Annotated in this window: 17 protein-coding genes; 6 read left to right on the top strand and 11 right to left on the bottom strand. The window is 69.4% G+C overall.

Going from position 1 to position 17,032, the window contains the following annotated elements; all coding sequences use genetic code 11:
• Positions 1 to 91: 91 nt before the first annotated feature.
• The 4 genes from ACIBBB_RS15555 to ACIBBB_RS15570 form a co-directional block, all read right to left on the bottom strand.
• Positions 92 to 1,402, bottom strand: coding sequence for a hypothetical protein (locus ACIBBB_RS15555; RefSeq protein WP_398982094.1), 1,311 nt, complete (start codon positions 1,400 to 1,402; stop codon positions 92 to 94).
• Positions 1,392 to 2,009 (bottom strand): DUF6114 domain-containing protein, encoded by a 618-nt coding sequence (locus ACIBBB_RS15560; protein ID WP_398982096.1) that lies wholly within the window; start codon positions 2,007 to 2,009, stop codon positions 1,392 to 1,394. The genes ACIBBB_RS15555 and ACIBBB_RS15560 overlap by 11 nt, the downstream gene beginning before the upstream one ends.
• Positions 2,010 to 2,127: 118 nt before the next feature.
• Positions 2,128 to 2,757, bottom strand: coding sequence for a DUF6230 family protein (locus ACIBBB_RS15565; protein ID WP_398982098.1), 630 nt, complete (start codon positions 2,755 to 2,757; stop codon positions 2,128 to 2,130).
• 609 nt (positions 2,758 to 3,366) lie between these two features.
• Positions 3,367 to 4,341 (bottom strand): tetratricopeptide repeat protein, encoded by a 975-nt coding sequence (locus ACIBBB_RS15570; RefSeq protein ID WP_398982100.1) that lies wholly within the window; start codon positions 4,339 to 4,341, stop codon positions 3,367 to 3,369.
• Between the two features lie 363 nt (positions 4,342 to 4,704).
• Here ACIBBB_RS15570 and ACIBBB_RS15575 point away from each other — a divergent pair, with 363 nt between their 5' ends.
• Together ACIBBB_RS15575 and ACIBBB_RS15580 are read left to right on the top strand one after the other, a co-directional pair.
• Positions 4,705 to 5,334, top strand: a complete 630-nt coding sequence (locus tag ACIBBB_RS15575) for a TetR/AcrR family transcriptional regulator (RefSeq protein WP_398982102.1) — start codon at positions 4,705 to 4,707, stop codon at positions 5,332 to 5,334.
• Between the two features lie 360 nt (positions 5,335 to 5,694).
• Positions 5,695 to 5,937 (top strand): hypothetical protein, encoded by a 243-nt coding sequence (locus tag ACIBBB_RS15580; RefSeq protein ID WP_398982104.1) that lies wholly within the window; start codon positions 5,695 to 5,697, stop codon positions 5,935 to 5,937.
• A gap of 28 nt (positions 5,938 to 5,965) precedes the next feature.
• Here ACIBBB_RS15580 and ACIBBB_RS15585 read toward each other — a convergent pair whose 3' ends face one another.
• From ACIBBB_RS15585 to ACIBBB_RS15595, 3 genes are all read right to left on the bottom strand, one after another.
• The gene (locus ACIBBB_RS15585; protein WP_398982106.1) at positions 5,966 to 7,684 is read right to left on the bottom strand and encodes a methylmalonyl-CoA mutase; all 1,719 of its coding nucleotides are present in this window, start codon (positions 7,682 to 7,684) and stop codon (positions 5,966 to 5,968) included.
• 86 nt (positions 7,685 to 7,770) lie between these two features.
• Positions 7,771 to 8,097, bottom strand: coding sequence for a DUF3817 domain-containing protein (locus tag ACIBBB_RS15590; RefSeq protein ID WP_398982108.1), 327 nt, complete (start codon positions 8,095 to 8,097; stop codon positions 7,771 to 7,773).
• A gap of 83 nt (positions 8,098 to 8,180) precedes the next feature.
• Entirely contained in the window at positions 8,181 to 8,690 is a 510-nt protein-coding gene (locus ACIBBB_RS15595) for a MarR family winged helix-turn-helix transcriptional regulator (RefSeq protein ID WP_398982110.1), read from the bottom strand.
• A gap of 159 nt (positions 8,691 to 8,849) precedes the next feature.
• Between ACIBBB_RS15595 and ACIBBB_RS15600 the strand changes: the two genes are divergently transcribed.
• Positions 8,850 to 9,872 carry a glycoside hydrolase family 6 protein gene (locus tag ACIBBB_RS15600; RefSeq protein ID WP_398982112.1) on the top strand — a complete coding sequence of 341 codons (1,023 nt, stop codon included), beginning with the start codon at positions 8,850 to 8,852 and terminating at the stop codon, positions 9,870 to 9,872.
• A 176-nt stretch (positions 9,873 to 10,048) separates the two neighbouring features.
• Here the strand turns inward: ACIBBB_RS15600 and ACIBBB_RS15605 are convergent, their stop codons facing one another.
• The 4 genes from ACIBBB_RS15605 to ACIBBB_RS15620 all read right to left on the bottom strand — a co-directional run bounded on the left by ACIBBB_RS15605 (position 10,049) and on the right by ACIBBB_RS15620 (position 14,657).
• The gene (locus ACIBBB_RS15605; protein WP_398982114.1) at positions 10,049 to 12,016 is read right to left on the bottom strand and encodes a galactose oxidase-like domain-containing protein; all 1,968 of its coding nucleotides are present in this window, start codon (positions 12,014 to 12,016) and stop codon (positions 10,049 to 10,051) included.
• 3 nt (positions 12,017 to 12,019) lie between these two features.
• Positions 12,020 to 13,783, bottom strand: coding sequence for a glycosyltransferase family 2 protein (locus ACIBBB_RS15610; protein ID WP_398982760.1), 1,764 nt, complete (start codon positions 13,781 to 13,783; stop codon positions 12,020 to 12,022).
• 239 nt (positions 13,784 to 14,022) lie between these two features.
• Positions 14,023 to 14,316 (bottom strand): MTH1187 family thiamine-binding protein, encoded by a 294-nt coding sequence (locus ACIBBB_RS15615; protein WP_384197839.1) that lies wholly within the window; start codon positions 14,314 to 14,316, stop codon positions 14,023 to 14,025.
• Positions 14,313 to 14,657, bottom strand: coding sequence for a DUF3817 domain-containing protein (locus ACIBBB_RS15620; protein WP_398982116.1), 345 nt, complete (start codon positions 14,655 to 14,657; stop codon positions 14,313 to 14,315). Before ACIBBB_RS15620 ends, ACIBBB_RS15615 begins: the two co-directional genes overlap by 4 nt.
• Before the next feature lie 193 nt (positions 14,658 to 14,850).
• On the opposite strand from ACIBBB_RS15620, the gene ACIBBB_RS15625 reads away from it, so the two are divergent.
• From ACIBBB_RS15625 to ACIBBB_RS15635, 3 genes are read left to right on the top strand one after another with little or no spacing between them, the layout of a single operon-like run.
• Positions 14,851 to 15,489, top strand: coding sequence for an AIM24 family protein (locus tag ACIBBB_RS15625; protein ID WP_398982118.1), 639 nt, complete (start codon positions 14,851 to 14,853; stop codon positions 15,487 to 15,489).
• A complete protein-coding gene (locus tag ACIBBB_RS15630) occupies positions 15,489 to 16,172 on the top strand; it encodes an AIM24 family protein (RefSeq protein WP_398982120.1) in 684 nt (227 codons plus the stop codon). Before ACIBBB_RS15625 ends, ACIBBB_RS15630 begins: the two co-directional genes overlap by 1 nt.
• The gene (locus ACIBBB_RS15635; RefSeq protein WP_398982122.1) at positions 16,169 to 16,984 is read left to right on the top strand and encodes an AIM24 family protein; all 816 of its coding nucleotides are present in this window, start codon (positions 16,169 to 16,171) and stop codon (positions 16,982 to 16,984) included. The genes ACIBBB_RS15630 and ACIBBB_RS15635 overlap by 4 nt, the downstream gene beginning before the upstream one ends.
• The last annotated feature ends 48 nt before the right edge of the window (positions 16,985 to 17,032 follow it).

The following is a 17,032-nucleotide window of genomic DNA, read 5'->3' on the forward strand; positions in this document are numbered from 1 at the left end:
TCCTCCACACCTACAACCACCACCGCTGCCACACCGCACTGGGCGGACACCCGCCCATCAGCCGTGTGAACAACCCTGCGAGTCAATACACCTAGTCGGTGATGAAGTTCCGCAGTCCGGGAACGGTGAGTGTGCCGCCGAACTGGCCCGCCTGAAGAACCTCGACGTCCGTGAAGAACGCGAACGGGACATTGAGCGGAGGCGGCGTGTCGGGGCTGAACACGATCGGGATCAGACCGAACAGGTTGCCCTTCAACTGCTCCGTGTACATGGTGACTTGACCGTCACGGATGGTCGACGTGGAACTCTCCCTGCTCGCCACGTGCGCCGTGCGGCCCTCCGGGTAGACGACCTTCTGGTGCAGGTCCTTGATGTCCACCTCCGAGGCGGTGAACTTCAGGGCCTTCTTGATCTTTCCGCTGCCCGTCTTCACCTCGACGATGCCGTGGTAGTCCAGACCCCGCAGCGTGAGCTTGGTGCTCTCCAGCTTCCACGGGTCGTCCGGCAACAGCGGAATGCCGGGCTCCAGTTCGGCGGCGGCCAGCGCCTCCGGGTCGGCCTCCGGGCAGGGGAAGCGCGGCTTGCCGTCGGCGCCCTCGGGGATGTCGTCGTCCTTGCGGGCTTCGAGCCCCTTCGCGGCGTCGTCCAGTTCCTCGACCTCCGCCCCGGCCTTGTCCGCGGCGTCCCTGATGGCGTCCTCGGTACGGTCGGCGGCGCTGTCGTCGCCTGCCTTGTCCGACTCCGCGTCCGGCGTGTCGCTGTCGGACTCGTCCGTCCCGGCGTCGGCGTCCGCGTCGGAGTCCGTCTCGGAGTCCGTCGGCTTCTCGGGCGACGGGTCGGCAGGCTTGTCCGTCTCCTCCTCCGGTACGCCGAGAAGGTCACCCAGCGCGTCCCCCAGACCCAGTGGGTCCAGCGGTTCCTTGGACTGGGACGCGCTCGGCTCCGGCGCGGGCTCCCTGGGCGTGGCGGGCTCGTCCGCGTCGGACGCGGGCGGCGTCTCGCCGGGCGAGGGCTCGGGACCGTCGTCGTCCCCGTCACCGCCCGCGGGCGGCTCCGGCCCGTCCGTGGAATCCCCTGACGGATCCCCGGACGCGTCGTCCGACGGCTTCCCGGACGGCTTCTCCGAGGGCGAAGCCGACTCCTCCGGCGGCTCGTCGGAGCGCGTGACGCACGGTCCCGGCGCGAACGGGATGTCCTTGTCGCCGTCGGCGAGCGCGAGCCGGGGCGTGAGCCCCATCCCGACGAACACCGCCGTCGGCATCGCGGCCAGGGCGAACGCCTTGCCGGCCGGGATCTGGAGCTTCGTCAGCAGCGACTTCCTGGGGGCGGCGTGGCGCGGGCCGCTTCTCTCGCGGGCCTGCCCGCCTCCGGCCGTCTCCGACCGCGTGTCCTCACCCCGCACTGTTCCTCCCGCCGTTGGCATGAGCAGTCGCATCCGTCAGATTCGGGCCCCCGTCATGCGGGCCGGGGAGAAAAGGGTCGTCCCCACCCCCGTCCGGGGCCCCCTGGTCGACGGGACCGCCCTCGGGCTTGAACGTCTGCCGCCGTACGGCCGCGTGCTTGGCCGGCCGGCCGTCGGCTTGATCGGCGGCGTGCTCCTCGTCCGGGTCCGCCGACCCGCCCGGCGCCCACGATATGGAGAGACCTCCGCCGATGAGGGCGAGCGTCGCGCCCATCATGAATCCGCCGATGTTGGACACGGGGATCGAGACGAGTCCCAGCAGGATCGTGGCCACGCCGGCGAAGACGCGCACGATGCTCTGGAACCACATCGTCAGACCCAGCGTGGCGAGCAGGACGCCGATGATCAGCGAGCCCGCGCCCGCCGTGGTGGCCATCGTCAGTGTGAGATGGCCCAACTTCAGTTCGGCGTAAGGGAAGTAGGCGATCGGCACTCCGCTGAGGAGTGTCAGAAGCCCCGCCCAGAAAGGCCGAGTACCCCGCCAGGCGCGGAAACGCAGCCGCCAGTACGTGAATCGGCCGCGGGGTTCCGAAGACTCGGCGCTCATGGAAAACAGCTCCCTGGTACCGGTGTTGCTGTGAGAGATTTGGGGAGTGGGCGGACGCGACCGCGTCAGACGGGGCGCGCCCGCCCGAGGGGCGGAGTGCTCAAGACCCGGTGAGGGTCTAGTAGCACTCCTTGACGCCCTTGTGCAGCTTCAGGCTCAGACCACTGAGCTCGAAGGTGCCGGCCGTGGTCGCCCACGCCGTCTGCTTCACATCCGTCAGCGTCGCCTCTTCCGCGCGCTGTGCGAAACCGAACCGGTTGACCTTCTTCTCGGTCCCCGGCTGGATCCTCGTGTCGCCGGCCGCCACACCGATGTCGATGTTCTTGAACTTGGCGTCGGCGTCGAGCTGGGCGACGTCCAGATACAGGTTGGTCGCCTTGACCGGCTTCGCGGACTCCCGGCCGGCGCGCAGCTCAAGGCTGACACTGCCGAAGATCGGGACGTCCGGAGTGACCACCGACTGGCACATGTTGCTGATCGTGGCCGAGCTGAAGCCGGAAACGGCCACCGGATGGGCGGTCTTGTTGCCCTTGAGATCGGTGCCGTCGGCGATGCTGCCGTACTGAACGAAGTCCTGGCCGACCAACTGGTCGGCCGAGACCTTGAAACTCTGCCCCGACACACTGAACGACGCGGCGAGCGCGCCCTGTGCGAGAGCGACACCTATCGCGGCCGTCGCGGCCACGCTCGGCACCATGACGACGGCGAACCGCTTCCATCTGGTCCCGCCACGTGCTTGGGACTCCATCACTTTCCTCCTTCTCGGACGTACATCTCCGGATCGGGCCTCGGCCCGTCCTGGGATGGGAGAAGTGCTACGTCCTCGGGAAGGAGAGCGTCCGTGCGTTCACGCGGACCGGGCCGCGTCAGAATCACCGACGATCACCCCCGAGCGACAACCACTGGACCACGCCTGGCGCGTGGCCGCCGGACAGGCCCCGCCGGTCGGCGGGAACCCCCCTGTCCGTGGGTCGGCGCCACTGCTCCGCCGGCCCGCCCGGTGGGGATCCAACATGCGGTGGCCACGGCCGGATCGCCGCGCCGGTGCGCTATTGGACCGAGCGTGGACGATCGTGGTGTATTCGCGCTCGGGACACAAGGGGGTTCGTTACTGGCTGGTAATGGGTGACTGTCCGAGGGGCAACGGGGTGCCGTCGAGCGGGCACGCAGGGTGCCTCGAACCGCCCCGACAGAACTCGCGAATACCGCCAATAACCGGACAGAACAAGCCGGTTGATTTACTCGCAGTAACAGCGACCCCGCTTTGCCAAGTTTTGGCAAAGCGGGGTCGTCGGTGCCGTCGGGTCGGCAAATCGTTATGAGTGGCCCCGGAACACCGTACGGAGCCGGTGGGACGTCAGAAAAGAACCCTGGCGAGTGCCGACCTGGCCGCGGTCACCCGGGGATCGTCCGAGCCGATCACTTCGAAGAGTTCGAGCAGCCGCAGCCGCGCCATGTCCCGGTCCTCCCCGGCCATGCGCCGTACGGCTTCGACCAACCGGCCGAAGGAGTCCTCCACATGACCGCCGACCAGGTCGAGGTCGGCGGCGGCGATCTGCGCGATGACGTCGTCGGGCCGCTCCGCCGCGTCCTTGCGCACCTGCTGGGGGTCCAACCCCCCGACCCGGGCGAGCAGTTCGGCCTGGGCGAGACCGAGCTTCGCCTCCGTGTTGCCGGGGTCGTCCGCGAGCACGTTGCGGTACGCCTGCGCGGCGCCGCCGAAGTCGTTGGCGTCCAGCGCGCGTACGGCGGCTTCGAGCAGTGCGTCGTACGGACCGACCTGCTCCACCGGCTCGGCCTCCTCGTCCGCCGCGCCGGCCTCCCCGTCGACGGTGAGGCCGGTGAGCCCGAAGCGCTGCTCGGCGACCTGGATCAGCTGGTCCAGCGTCTCGCGGATCTGGATCTCCGGGGCCGCGCCCTGGAAGAGGGGCAGTGCCTGACCGGCCACCACGGCGAAGACCGCCGGGATGCCCTGGATCTGGAACTGCTGCATCAACATCTGGTTCGCGTCGACGTCGACCTTGGCCAGAACGAACCGGCCGTTGTACTCACGGGCCAGCCGCTCCAGCACGGGGCTGAGCTGCTTGCACGGCTCGCACCACTCGGCCCAGAAGTCGATGACGACCGGGACCTCGGCGGAGCGCTGGAGGACATCGCGCTCGAAGCCCGCCTCGTCGACGTCGATCACAAGACTGGAGGGGGGTACGGCACCGGTGTCGCCCCGACGGGCCGCCTCGGCGCGGGCCTGCTCGGCCTTGGCCTTGGCCTCACCGGCCGCCTTCACCGCGGCGAGATCGACGACGCCGCTCATGGACATGTTCCTAGGCTGCATGAGTACATCCTCCCCTCTCCGCGCGCGCAAGTGAAAAGCAATCGGACAGTTTGTACCGCCCACACAGAACCGCGCCCGCCCCCGGACCCCCCGCGGGCTGCGGGGCGCACGGGCGGACACGGTGGTCATGCCTCGTCGGACCCCGCGCATGACCTGAACACGTACGGGGCAAGTCCCCCGTGGGGGACATGGGTTCGTACGGGGTCCCCACCCCGTACCAGTGGTCGTCGCTCAAGAACCGCCCTTGAAGAAACGGTCTTTCGCTACGGGTCGTAGCGTAACCGCAAGCTCCCCCGTCCGTGTGAGATTCATCCGGTGAACTGACTCACAGCGGATTCCCTACCGGCGGGTATGGTCGCGGGCATGCTGAGCCGCCGCCATGTGAATCCCACCCGCTCCGGCCGTCCCCGCAGCGCCGCGGCCGACACCGCGATCCTGCTGGCGACGCGGGCGGCGCTGGTGGAGCTGGGCTGGTCCAAGCTGTCGATGGGGGACGTCGCCGCGCGCGCCGGCGTCGCCAAGACCACGCTGTACCGGCGGTGGGCGAGCAAGAACGAGTTGGTGGTCGACGCGGTCGCCGTCATCTTCGACGAGATCGAGATCCACGACCGGGGCAGCCTCACGGCCGACATCGAGGGCGTCGTGCTCCAGTTCGCCGCTCTGCTGGAGCGGCCGGAGACCAAGACGGCGCTGATGGCGGTGGTCGCCGAGTCGACGCGGGACGACGCGCTGCGGGACCGGATCCGTACGGCGATCGTCGACCGGCAGAAGGGTCTTGTACTCAAGGGCCGTGAACGGGCGCAGGCACGGGGCGAGTTGGCGTACGAGAGCGACCCCGGGACGGCCGCCCGCAACGCCGACCTGATCTTCGACGTGATCGCGGGCGCGGTGGTGCACCGGACGCTGGTGAGCGCGGAGCCGGTGGACGAGGACTGGGCGCGGGGCTTCACGCTGCTGCTGGTGGGCGGGCTCGCCGCGATCCAGGGCTCATGAGTCCCTGAGCCACCGGGGGGCCTGATCCACCGGCCCCGAGCCCCTTGACCTCAAGTGGGCTTGGGATTCCAGCGTCGTGGCCGTACCGATCCCGAAGCTCCCGCGCCACGGAGGACGCCGCCATGACCGTATCGGAGTACACCCCCGAGGAACTGGCCACCCAGCCCATCGGCTACTGGAGCGGCGCGACGATGCGCCGTGTCGTCGGCAGCATCCGCGCGGAGCTGGCCACCGAGGACCTGACACAGCCGCACTGGTGGACGCTCAACCACGTCGCGGGCGCGCCCGGGGCCTGGGGCCTGGGGCCGGCTCACCGACCAGCTCGCGCCCTTCGACGACCAGGACAGCGACTTCGACGCCGTGTACGGCGATCTGATCGCCCGCGGCCGGCTGGCCGAGGAGTCGGGCACGTTCGTCCTCACCGAGGCGGGCGAGGCCGGCCGGCTCCGTGCCAAGGAGCGGCTGACGAAGGTCGACGAGCGGGTGCACCGGGGCATCACGCCGGAGGAGTACGCGGCGGCCCTGAACGTCCTGCGCCGCATGATCGACAACCTGGGCGGCGACAGCGACCTGCCGCGCACGAGCGCGCGGGCCGGCGGCTGAGACGTACGGCGTCCCCGGGGCCGCGGGGTCAGAAGCCGGGCGGCTCCGTGTACGTGCCCCACTCGTCCCGCAGCACGCCGCAGATCTCGCCCAGCGTCGCCTCCGCACGGACAGCCTGGAGCATGGGGCCGATCATGTTCGACCCGTCGCGCGCGGAGACCAGCATCGCGTCCAGCGCCGTACGGACACGGGCGTCGTCGCGGGCGGCCTTGCGGTCCGCCAGCTCCACCACCTGGTCGCGCTCGACCTCGTGGCTGACGCGCAGGATCTCCAGGTCGCCGGTGACCGAGCCGTGATGGACGTTGACGCCGACGACCCGCTTCTCGCCCTTCTCCAGGGCGCGCTGGTACTGGAAGGCGGACTCCGCGATCTCGCCGGTGAACCAGCCGTCCTCGATGCCGCGCAGAATGCCGGACGTCATGGGGCCGATGGGGTGCTGCCCGTCGGGGTGCGCCCGCAGGCCGCGCTCCTTGATCTGCTCGAAGATCTTCTCCGCGTCGGCCTCGATACGGTCGGTGAGCTGCTCGACGTACCAGGAACCGCCCAGCGGGTCGGCGACGTTGGCGACGCCGGTCTCCTCCATCAGCACCTGCTGGGTACGGAGCGCGATCTCGGCGGCCTGCTCGCTGGGCAGCGCCAGGGTCTCGTCCAGGGCGTTGGTGTGCAGCGAGTTCGTGCCGCCGAGGACCGCGGAGAGGGCCTCGACCGCGGTCCGTACGACGTTGTTGTACGGCTGCTGCGCGGTGAGCGAGACACCCGCCGTCTGGGTGTGGAAGCGCAGCCACTGGGCCTTGTCCGTCTTCGCGCCGTACATCTCCTTCATCCAGCGCGCCCAGATCCGGCGCGCGGCCCGGAACTTGGCGATCTCCTCGAAGAAGTCGAGATGCGCGTCGAAGAAGAAGGAGAGGCCGGGGGCGAACACGTCGACGTCCATGCCGCGCGAGAGGCCCAGTTCCACGTAGCCGAAGCCGTCGGCGAGGGTGTACGCGAGCTCCTGCGCGGCCGTGGCCCCGGCCTCGCGGATGTGGTAGCCGGAGACGGAGAGCGGCTTGTACGCGGGGATGGACGCCGCGCAGTGCTCCATCAGGTCGCCGATCAGCCGCAGATGGGGCTCGGGCTGGAAGAGCCACTCCTTCTGCGCGATGTACTCCTTGAAGATGTCGGTCTGGAGCGTGCCGTTCAGTACGGCGGGGTCGATGCCCTGACGCTCGGCGGCGACGAGATACATGCAGAAGACCGGGACGGCGGGGCCGCTGATGGTCATGGACGTCGTGACGTCGCCGAGCGGGAGGTCGCCGAAGAGGACCTCCATGTCGGCGGCGGAGTCGATCGCGACGCCGCAGTGGCCGACCTCGCCGAGGGCGCGCGGGTCGTCGGAGTCGCGGCCCATGAGGGTCGGCATGTCGAAGGCCACGGAGAGGCCGCCGCCGCCGTTGGCGAGGATGGTCTTGTAGCGCTCGTTCGTCTGGCGCGCGTTGCCGAAGCCCGCGAACTGGCGGATCGTCCACGTACGGCCCCGGTAGCCGGTCGCGTGCAGGCCGCGGGTGAAGGGGTACTCACCCGGCCAGCCGATCCGCTCGAAGCCCTCGTACGTGTCACCCGGACGCGGCCCGTAGACCGGCTCGACGGGGTCGCCGGAGAGCGTATGGAAGTCCGCGTCCCGCTTGCGGGCCTTGTCGTAACGGGCCTGCCAGCGCTGGCGGCCTTCCTCGATGGCTGCGGTGTCGGCGTGCGCGTGAGCGTCCATACCTTGAATTTACTAGGACGTCCTAGTAAATGTCGAACGCACACCGCCACGAGTTTTCCTCGCGGCGGTGGAGGAGCCGGGGCGCCCTAGGCTTCGACGGGGGCGGTCTCGTCGCGCGCGATCAGCGGCTGGACCTCTTTGGTGATCTTCGGTTCCACGAAGAAGGAGGCCACCGGGACGCAGCCGGCGGCCAGCACCCACAGGAGCTTGCCGAAGGGCCACTTCGCCTTGGAGCCCAGGTCGAAGGCGAAGACGACGTAGACGATGAAGAGCACACCGTGGATCTGGGAGATCACCATGGTGTCGCCGGTGTCGAAGCCGTATTTCATGACGATGGCGACGGTGAAGACCAGCAGCCAGACGGCGGTGATGTACGCCATGACCCGGTAGCGGGTCAGGATGCTCTGTTTCATGACCCCGAGCGTAACGACCCGAATAATCCCTTCCGACGGCGGGGCCCGGGGGCGTCGCAGGGCCGGTCCGGCGGGCGGACGGCTCAGCTCTCGTCGAAGTCCTGGGCGGAGACGCGCAGCGGGCGCAGCATCGCGAAGATCTCGGCGCACTCCTCCGCGTCGTACGCCCCGAGGCCGAAGTCCATCGCCATCAGATCGCGGGTCGCGGCCTCGACGACCTCGCGGCCCTTGTCGGTGATGGAGGCGAGGGTGCCGCGGCCGTCGTTGGGGTTGGGGCGCTTGTCGACCAGGCGGGACCTGACCAGACGGTCGATCGTGTTCGTGACGGACGTCGGGTGGACCATCAGCCGCTCGCCGATCTTTGACATGGTCAGCTCACCGGCCTTGGAGAAGGTGAGCAGCACCAGCGCCTCGTACCGGGCGAAGGTCAGTCCGTACGGCTTGACCACCGCGTCGACCTGAGCGAGCAGGATCTGGTGGGCCCGCATGATCGAGGTGATCGCGCCCATCGACGGCACGGGCCCCCAGCGCTGCTGCCAGAGCTCGTCGGCTCGGGCGATGGGATCGAAGGCGAGGCTGAGCGGCTTGGACACGCCGACGACCTTACCCAGTGGTCATATGGCGGTCTGCCCCTACTCCCGGATTGCCCGGGGTCGGTTCGGCGGAGCTCGCGGTGTCGTAGCGCCACAGAGCGTGACCGTTATGTCACGATTGCCCGGTCCTGTGCTTCTCCGGTCGTTCAAGGGGGCTGGATGTCCAGCCGCACCACGCGCCTCGTCTCCATCGCCACCGCCGCCACCGCCGTATTCGCACTCGCCGGCTGCTCCTCCGGCTCCGACGCCCCCGAGCGGGACAGGACGGGGGCCGCGGCCGTACGGGGCGAGGCCGCCCCGACCGCCGGTTCCCCGTTCTGGGTCGACCCGCGGAGCGACGCCGCGCGCCAGGTCGAACAGTGGCAGGCACAGGGCCGTACCGAGGACGCCAAGACCCTCAAGCGGATCTCCGAACGCCCCGTGGCCGACTGGCCCGCCGGTGACGACCCCGCGCCCGAGATCCGCAAGGCCGTGAAGGGCGCCGCCGGAAAGCGCACGGTGGTCCTCGTCGCGTACAACATCCCGCACCGCGACTGCGGCCTGTACTCCGCCGGCGGCGCCCGCGACAGCCAGGGCTACCTCGACTGGATCGACTCCTTCGCCGACGCCATCGGCGACGCGCGCGCCCTGGTGATCCTGGAGCCGGACGCCGTCTCCCACCTGGTGGACGGCTGCACCCCCGCCGAGCACCACGGGGAGCGCAACCAGCTTCTCTCGGAGGCGATCGACCGGCTGAAGCAGCAGCCGGCCACCAAGGTCTATCTGGACGCGGGCAACCCGGCCTGGATCAAGGAGCCGTCGAAGATCGCCGAGCCGCTGCGCACGGCCGGGGTCGCCAGGGCGGACGGCTTCTCGCTCAACGTCTCCAACTTCCAGACGGACGAGGCGGTCAAGGACTTCGGCACCAAGCTCTCCGGACTGCTCGACGGCGCCCACTTCACCGTCGACACCAGCCGCAACGGCGCCGGCCCCCTCACGGATGAGCGGGACGAGGCCTGGTGCAATCCGCCGGGCAGATCGCTCGGTACGCCGCCGACCACCGAGACCGGTGACGCCCTGGTCGACGCGTTTCTGTGGATCAAACGGCCCGGCGATTCGGACGGTCCCTGCCGGGGCGGCCCGGCGGCCGGCACCTGGTGGCCGGACTACGCACTCGGACTCGCCCGCCGCGCGCGTGGCTAGGGCGTGTTTCAGAAGTGGCGTCGTTGGCCCGAAGGGCGGGGCCCGCGGCGTCTGGTGCGTGCGATCGCATGGCGGAGGATCATCCTCGTACTGGACGTACGTGGATGACTGAGGACAACGCGGCGAGCGCGCGTGCCAGGCGTCGCGCCGCTACTCACCGGACACGCCCCAGGGACTCAGGAATCGCCTTTCACCTGGATCCACTTCGCCTCCGACGACACCCCCGCCGTGTCCGTGACGATCAGCATGTACCAGCCCGGCGGCACCAGCGTCGGGTCCGACGGCACGTCCACCGTCAGCGAGCCGCCCCGCTTGGTCATCCCGAGTTCGATGGAGCGCTGCTCCACGTCCGTGCTGTGCGTCACGGCGCTCGGCCGCATCAGCCGCGCCTTCGCGATCCGCTCCGGATGCTCCATACGGAAGGTGGCCCGCCCGTTCTGGTCGAGCTCCGCCGGTCCCTCCCCCAGCACCGGCCGCCGCTTCGCGCGCTCGCCTTCCAAGGAGGGCGGCGTGTAGATCTCCACCCGCTGCTCGAACGTGCCGAGTTTCGTGTTGTCCGCGTCGTCGAAGAGCGGGTCGGAGCCGAAGGTCGCCACCCGCCCGTCGGGCAGCAGCAGCGCCTCGGAGTGGTAGTTGCGGCCCACCGTCGGGTCGGCCGCCTTCGTGAAGGTGTTGGTCTTCGGGTCGTAGAACTGCGCCTTGAGGATGTCGCTTGCGCTCCGCCCCCGGTAGTCGGACGAGCCGCCGCTGGTGAAGACCGTGTCGTCCGGCATGATCACGCTGCTCAGGTAGCGCGTCCCCTGCGGCAGATCCGGCCCGGCCCGGAAGGCCGGACTGTCCTCGTCGAGGTCCACGATCGCCGTACGGCCCGTGGCCTTGGACGACTCGCCGACCCCGCCCCCACCGAGGACCATGACCTTCTGGTCCTGCGCGGGCGGCAGCACCAGTGAGGCCGAGGTCTCCGTCTGGTCCAGCTGGCTGAGCCCGTCGACCTTCGTGAAGATGTTCTTCCGCAGGTCCCACAGTCCGGGCTGACGGCCCGCCGTGGCGGGGCCGTACCCCGCGTTCGACCCCGAGTAGAAGATCTTGCCGCCCTTGGTGAGGAAGAGCGCGGGATAGGTCGGGAAGTAGCGCGTCGGGCCCTTGGACCACTTCTTGGACGTGGGGTCGTAGATCTCGTTGTCCCCCGTCAGTACGGCGCCGACGTCGTCCAGACCCGAGACGGCGAGCACCCGGCCGTCCTGGAGGGTGACCAGCGTCGGGTACCAGCGGGCCTCCTTCATCGGGTCCACCCGGATGTACTTCTCCGCCACCGGATCGAACTCGTACGCCGCCTTGATGCCCTGGAAATCCTGCTTCTCGGTGGTCAGCTTCTGCGCCAGGCCATAGTAGTTGCCCGCGTCCTTGCCCTTGAGGCCGACGATCTGGTACTGCGCGGCCTCCGTCGTCAGCGCCCGCGGCCCCTTGTCGACGGCTTCCACGAAGACCCGCGCCTCGCCCGCCGTGACCTTGGTCTTCCAGGGCAGCATCCGGCCGCCCTTGGCGTACGTGATCTTGAAGTCCCGCTTCGCCCTGGGCACGGTGACGTCGAACTTGCTCACGTACTCGACACCCGAAGGGGACCTGAAGCGGGTGCCCTTCCGGAAGGTCCGCTCCCTGTCCGGGCTCTCGTTCTTCACCCGCATCCCGCCGCCTGCCCGGTCGACCTCTCCGTCGAGGACCTCGTAGCGCGCGGTGCCACCCGCCACCAGCAGCCGCCCGTCGGCCAGTTGGGAGTGGCCCGAGCAGAAGAAGTCCTCGGGGGTGGGGATCTTCCGGTACGAGTTGTCCGCCGGGTCCCACAGGACGGTGTCGAAGGTGCCCGCGTCGAACTTCTGCTGGCTGTTGCCGGACCCGGCGATGAGCAGCACCTTGCCGGTGCGCAGCAGCGCGGCGTGGATGGCGTTGGTGCGGTACTCCTTCGGAACGTCGAGCACCTCCCAGGAGCCGTACCGCGCCTTGTACCCGGGCTGCGCGATCTTGTACGCGTGGTACTTGTCCTCCGCGAAGGAGATGGCCGCCGGCGCGTTGAGCGACATCAGCAGCACCACCGCTCCGCCGCCGAGCAGCGTCTTCTTGAACTTCCGCGAGGGCCGGTAGGCCATGGGTCAGTTCCCTCCTGTCGTCGTCGTGGCGAGAGCGGGCTCCGACTGCTCCGGCCCGTCGACGGCCGGCACCGGGACGCGCCCCGCGTCGCGGCGCCCGCGCAGGGTGGTCCAGCCCCAGACGGCGACCGGGGCGAGCGAGATGACCAGGGCCAGTACGGCCCAGGTGCGCATCGCGGCGTGCGTGTTGCCGAAGTACACGGACGCCGCGAGCGAACTCGTGAGCACCGCCGCCCAGAACAGATGCAGCCGGAAGGTCATGGGCCGGTCGGCGCTGGTCTCGTGGCCCTTCGGGGTGACCACGAACCGGCCCTGCGTGCGCAGCACCGCCGAGCCCAGCGACTTGAGATAGAGGGGCGCGCAGAGTGCCGACATGGCCATTCCGGCGATCCCGCCGGAGCCGCTGGGCTCGTGCGGCGAGACGTTGTGGCGCCTGTTCCAGAGGTAGAGCCCGATCTGGCAGGCGGCGGCGTCGCTGTAGAGCATCAGCCAGAGCGAGGACGACACCTGCGTGCCGGAGGCGCCGAGCCAGAGGAAGAGAACACAGCTGAGGATTCCGAGCAGCCAGTTGACGGCGGTCATCGGGTAGTAGACGAGCATCAGCGTGTAGCTGAGCAGCCGGCCGGGCGGCACCCGGAACACCGCCTTGCCGTACTGCCGGAGGATGGTCTCGTACGTCCCCCGCGACCAGCGCAGCTGCTGGGTGAAGAAGTCGGTCCAGGAGGCGGGGCCCTCGCCGACGGCGAGGACGTCGGGCGTGTAGACGGACCGCCAGAACCGTCCGGTCTGCGGGTTCCTCCTGCGGTGCAGTTCGAAGCCGGTGGCCATGTCCTCGGTGATGGAGTCGTAGAGGCCGCCGACCTGCTTGAGGGCGCTGACCCGTACGGCGTTGTTGGTGCCGACGAACATGGGCGCGTGGTAGCGGTTGCCGGCCCGCTGGATCAGCGCGTGGAAGAGGAACTGCTGGGACTCGGCCGCCTTGGTGACCGCCGCGTCGTAGTTGCCGTAGACCTGCGGTCCGACGACGAAGGCGACGTCCGGGTCACGGAAGAAGCCCAGCATCCTCTCCAGGAAGTTGGGCAGGGGGATGTGGTCGGTGTCGACGGAGGCGAAGAAGTCGTAGTCGTCGCCGTACATCGCGAGCCAGGCGTTGTAGTTGCCGTGTTTGGTACGGGCCTTGTGGACGCCTTTCTTCCTGTTCCACTCCGGTACGCCGAGGCGGCTGAAGTGACACACCCCCAGCTCCCGGCAGAGCAGCCGGGCGGACGGATCGTCGCCCTCGTCGAGGAGCCAGACGTCGAGGGGGCCGCGGTGGCGCAGCCGTACGGCTCCTTCGAGGGTGGCCCGCAGCATGGAGAGCGGTTCCTTGCCGGGGACGTACGTGGTGACGAAGGCGACCCGGGTGCCCACCTCGGCGACGACGGGGACGGGGTCCCTGGCGACGAGCGTCGCGTGTGCGATGGAGGCGACGTTGACCAGCATGAAGAGGGCGATGAGCCCGATCGACACGAGCATCACGGTGTCGAAGGCGACGAGCCAGCGGGCGGCGCCCTCGCGTTCGGTCCAGTGGGTGGGCCAGACGAGATAGACCAGCAGCACTCCGGAGAGGAGCGGGGCCATGATCATCAACAGGACCGCGCGCACCCGGTGAGGTTCCCGCGCGAGAAGACTCCGGTACTGCACCTGGTAGGCGGCCGTCCGGTCCGGCTCGGTCAGGGGGCCGGCGAGACGGCTGTAGGTGTCGTAGTCGTAGCCCTCCGGCCGCACGGTGCCTCCAGTCAACTCCAGCGTGTGAGCGAGGTCGATATCCTCAGAAAAGTGGATATACCTCGGCGTGTCGACTGGGGTCGTCCGTGCGAGTGGCAGTAAGGGGCGCCGAAGCGGCGGTGGAAATCGCGGATCTGACGACGGATCCGGCGGCCGGGGGCGTGCCCCTGACCGCCGGATCCGGTGGTGCCTGACCCGGTGGGGTGAGGTGACGTGAGAAGCGCGGCCGGCGGGCGCCGTCAGCCGGCGAGGTGCCGTTCCAGCGACTCGACCTTCGAGTTGAGGGCGTCGGTGACCCCGGGCCGCACGTCGGCCTTCAGGACGAGGGACACCCGCGGGGCCCGCGCCTCGACGGCCGCGACCGCCCGCTTGACCACGTCCATCACCTCGTCCCACTCGCCCTCGACGGAGGTGAACATGGCATCGGTGTGGTTCGGCAGCCCGGACTCGCGTACGACGCGGACGGCGTCCGCGACGTACTCGGCGACGTCCTCGCCCACGCCGAGCGGTGTGATGGAAAAGGCGACGATCATGCGCTGACCGTACCCTCGCGGCGGGCGCGGGACGCGATGACCTCGTCCTCGGCCTCACGCTTGAGCTTGCGCTCCGCGAAGAAGCCGCCGGTCGGCAGGACCGACAGCACGAAGTAGAGGGCGGCGGTCCCCAGCGGCCAGCGGACGCGCTTCCAGGCGTCCAGCCAGAAGATCACGTAGAGGACGAAGAGCAGCCCGTGGATCGCGCCCATCACCGGGACGGCGTTGAAGTCCGTCGTGCGCTTGAGCACGGAGCAGACGAGCAGCAGCAGGAACGACACGGCCTCCGGCGCCGATACCAGGCGGAGACGGTGGAGGGATGAGGCGGTCTTGATGTCCACGGGGCAGGCACCTTCGTCGTCGGTCGTCGGGGGGGCGTCGCGATCGTCGCCGGGTGCTCCGCCGTGATCGCCGCGCGGGATCGCCGCGGATCACCCGCGCGCATGATCATCTTGTGAACGCGCGCACAAGCGACGTCCCATTGTGACACCGGGCTTTGCCCGCTTTTTATCCGGGCCCGGATACCGTCGACCCGTGGCTCAGTTCCGACTCCAAGGCAGCAAGGTGCTCGCCGTCGACATGACGGGCGACTCCGTGCGGGCGAAGAACGGCTCGATGGTCGCCTACGACGGCCGGATGGCGTTCAAGAAGTTGTCCGGCGGCGGTGAGGGCATACGGGGCATGGTGACCCGGCGCCTCACCGGCGAACAGATGGTCATGATGGAGGTGAAGGGCGAGGGCACCTGCTTCTTCGCGGACCGGGCGAGCCAGATCAGTCTCGTCTCGCTGCACGGCGACAAGCTGTACGTGGAGGCGAGCAACCTCCTGTGCACGGACGGCGGACTGCGCACCGGCACCAGCTTCACCGGCCTGCGCGGCGGCGCGAGCGGCAACGGCCTCTTCACGACGACCGTCGAGGGCACCGGCCAGGCGGCGATCATGTCGGACGGCGCGGCGGTGGTGCTGCGCGTGACACCGCAGTACCCGCTCTCCGTCGACCCGGGCGCGTACGTGGCGCACCAGGGCAACCTCCAGCAGAATCTCCAGTCCGGTGTGAACTTCCGGACCATCATGGGCGAGGGCGGCGGCGAGGCATTCCAGATGCGCTTCGAGGGCGACGGGCTCGTGTACGTACAGCCGAGCGAGCGCAACACCGTCGGGGGCGATGTCTGATGCCGTTCCGGGAGATCAACTCGAAGATGGTCGAGGCGACGGTGGCGCCCGGCCAGAGGATGTTCAGCCAGCGCGGCGCGATGCTCGCCTACCGGGGCGATGTCACCTTCACGCCGAACACGGCGGGCGGCCAGGGCGGGCTGATGTCGATGATCGGCCGGCGCGTGGCGGGCGAGGCGACCCCGCTGATGACGGTCGAGGTTCCCCTCGGGCCCGGCGGCCCTGGGGAGACCCCATGCGGCACGGTGATGTTCGGCCACGGCGGCCATCACATCCAGGTGATCGAGCTGACCGGCGACACCCTGTACGTGGAGGCCGACCGGCTGCTCGCCTTCGACGGGACGCTGGAGCAGGGCACGATGTTCATGGGCGCGCAGGGCGGCGTCATGGGCATGGTGCGCGGCCAGGTGACGGGCCAGGGCCTGTTCACCACGACGCTCAAGGGCCATGGCTCGGTCGCCGTGATGGCGCACGGCGGGATCATCGAGCTGCCGATCGGCCAGGGCCGTACGGTCCATGTCGACCCGCAGGCCTATGTCGCCCACCACGGTGATGTCCGCAACAAGCTCTCGACCGCCGTCGGCTGGCGCGACATGGTGGGCCGGGGCTCGGGCGAGGCCTTCCAGCTGGAGCTGAGCGGCAACGGTGCGGTGTACGTCCAGGCGTCGGAGGAGAAGCTGTGAGCACGCCCGAGTGGGGTATCCCCAGGGCCTCTGGGCCCGAGGGGACCCATGACCCGACGACGCTGCCGAGCGACGACAACGTCAACGCGTACACCTTCTGCGTGGAGCTCAAAGGGAGCCAGTGGTTCCTCCAGAAGGGCAAGATGATCGCCTATTACGGGCGGATCGACTTCAACGGGATCGGACACGGCCGGCTCGACCGCCTGGTGCGCAGCAGCTTCCACTCGCCGCTGCACGCGAGCGACTGGGTGGTGGCGGAGGGCAGCGGCAAGATGCTGCTGGCCGACCGCGCCTTCGACGTCAACTCCTTCGACCTGGAGAACGGCAATCTGACCGTCCGGTCCGGGAATCTGCTGGCGTACGAGCCGTCGCTGGCGCTCAAACAGTCGATCGTGCCGGGCTTCCTGACCCTCATCGGTACGGGGAAGTTCGTGGCCGCCTCGAACGGCCCGGTGGTCTTCATGGAGCCGCCGATCCGGGTGGACCCGCAGGCGCTGGTGGGCTGGGCCGACTGCCCCTCGCCGTGCCACCACTACGACCACGCCTATATGACCGGGCTGATGGGCGGGCTGCGCGCGATGAGCGGGCTCGGCGGGTCGTCGGGCGAGGAGCATCAGTTCGAGTTCGTCGGGGCGGGCACCGTACTGCTCCAGTCGAGCGAAGCCCTGATGGCCGAGACGGCGCGCGGTGTGGTGCCGAACGAGCCCGGGGTACCGGGCGGCGGCGGTGGCGGACAGCCCGCAGGACAGCCGGGCGGTACGCCGCGGATGCCCGGACAGCTGGGAGACCTCCAGCGACGCTTCGGACTGTGAGCGGTAGTCTGCGGAGTGTGACCTCGAACGTGTGCGCCTTTTCTGTGC

The sequence above is a fragment of the Streptomyces sp. NPDC051217 genome (genome assembly GCF_044455465.1).
Taxonomy (GTDB): Bacteria; Actinomycetota; Actinomycetes; order Streptomycetales; family Streptomycetaceae; genus Streptomyces.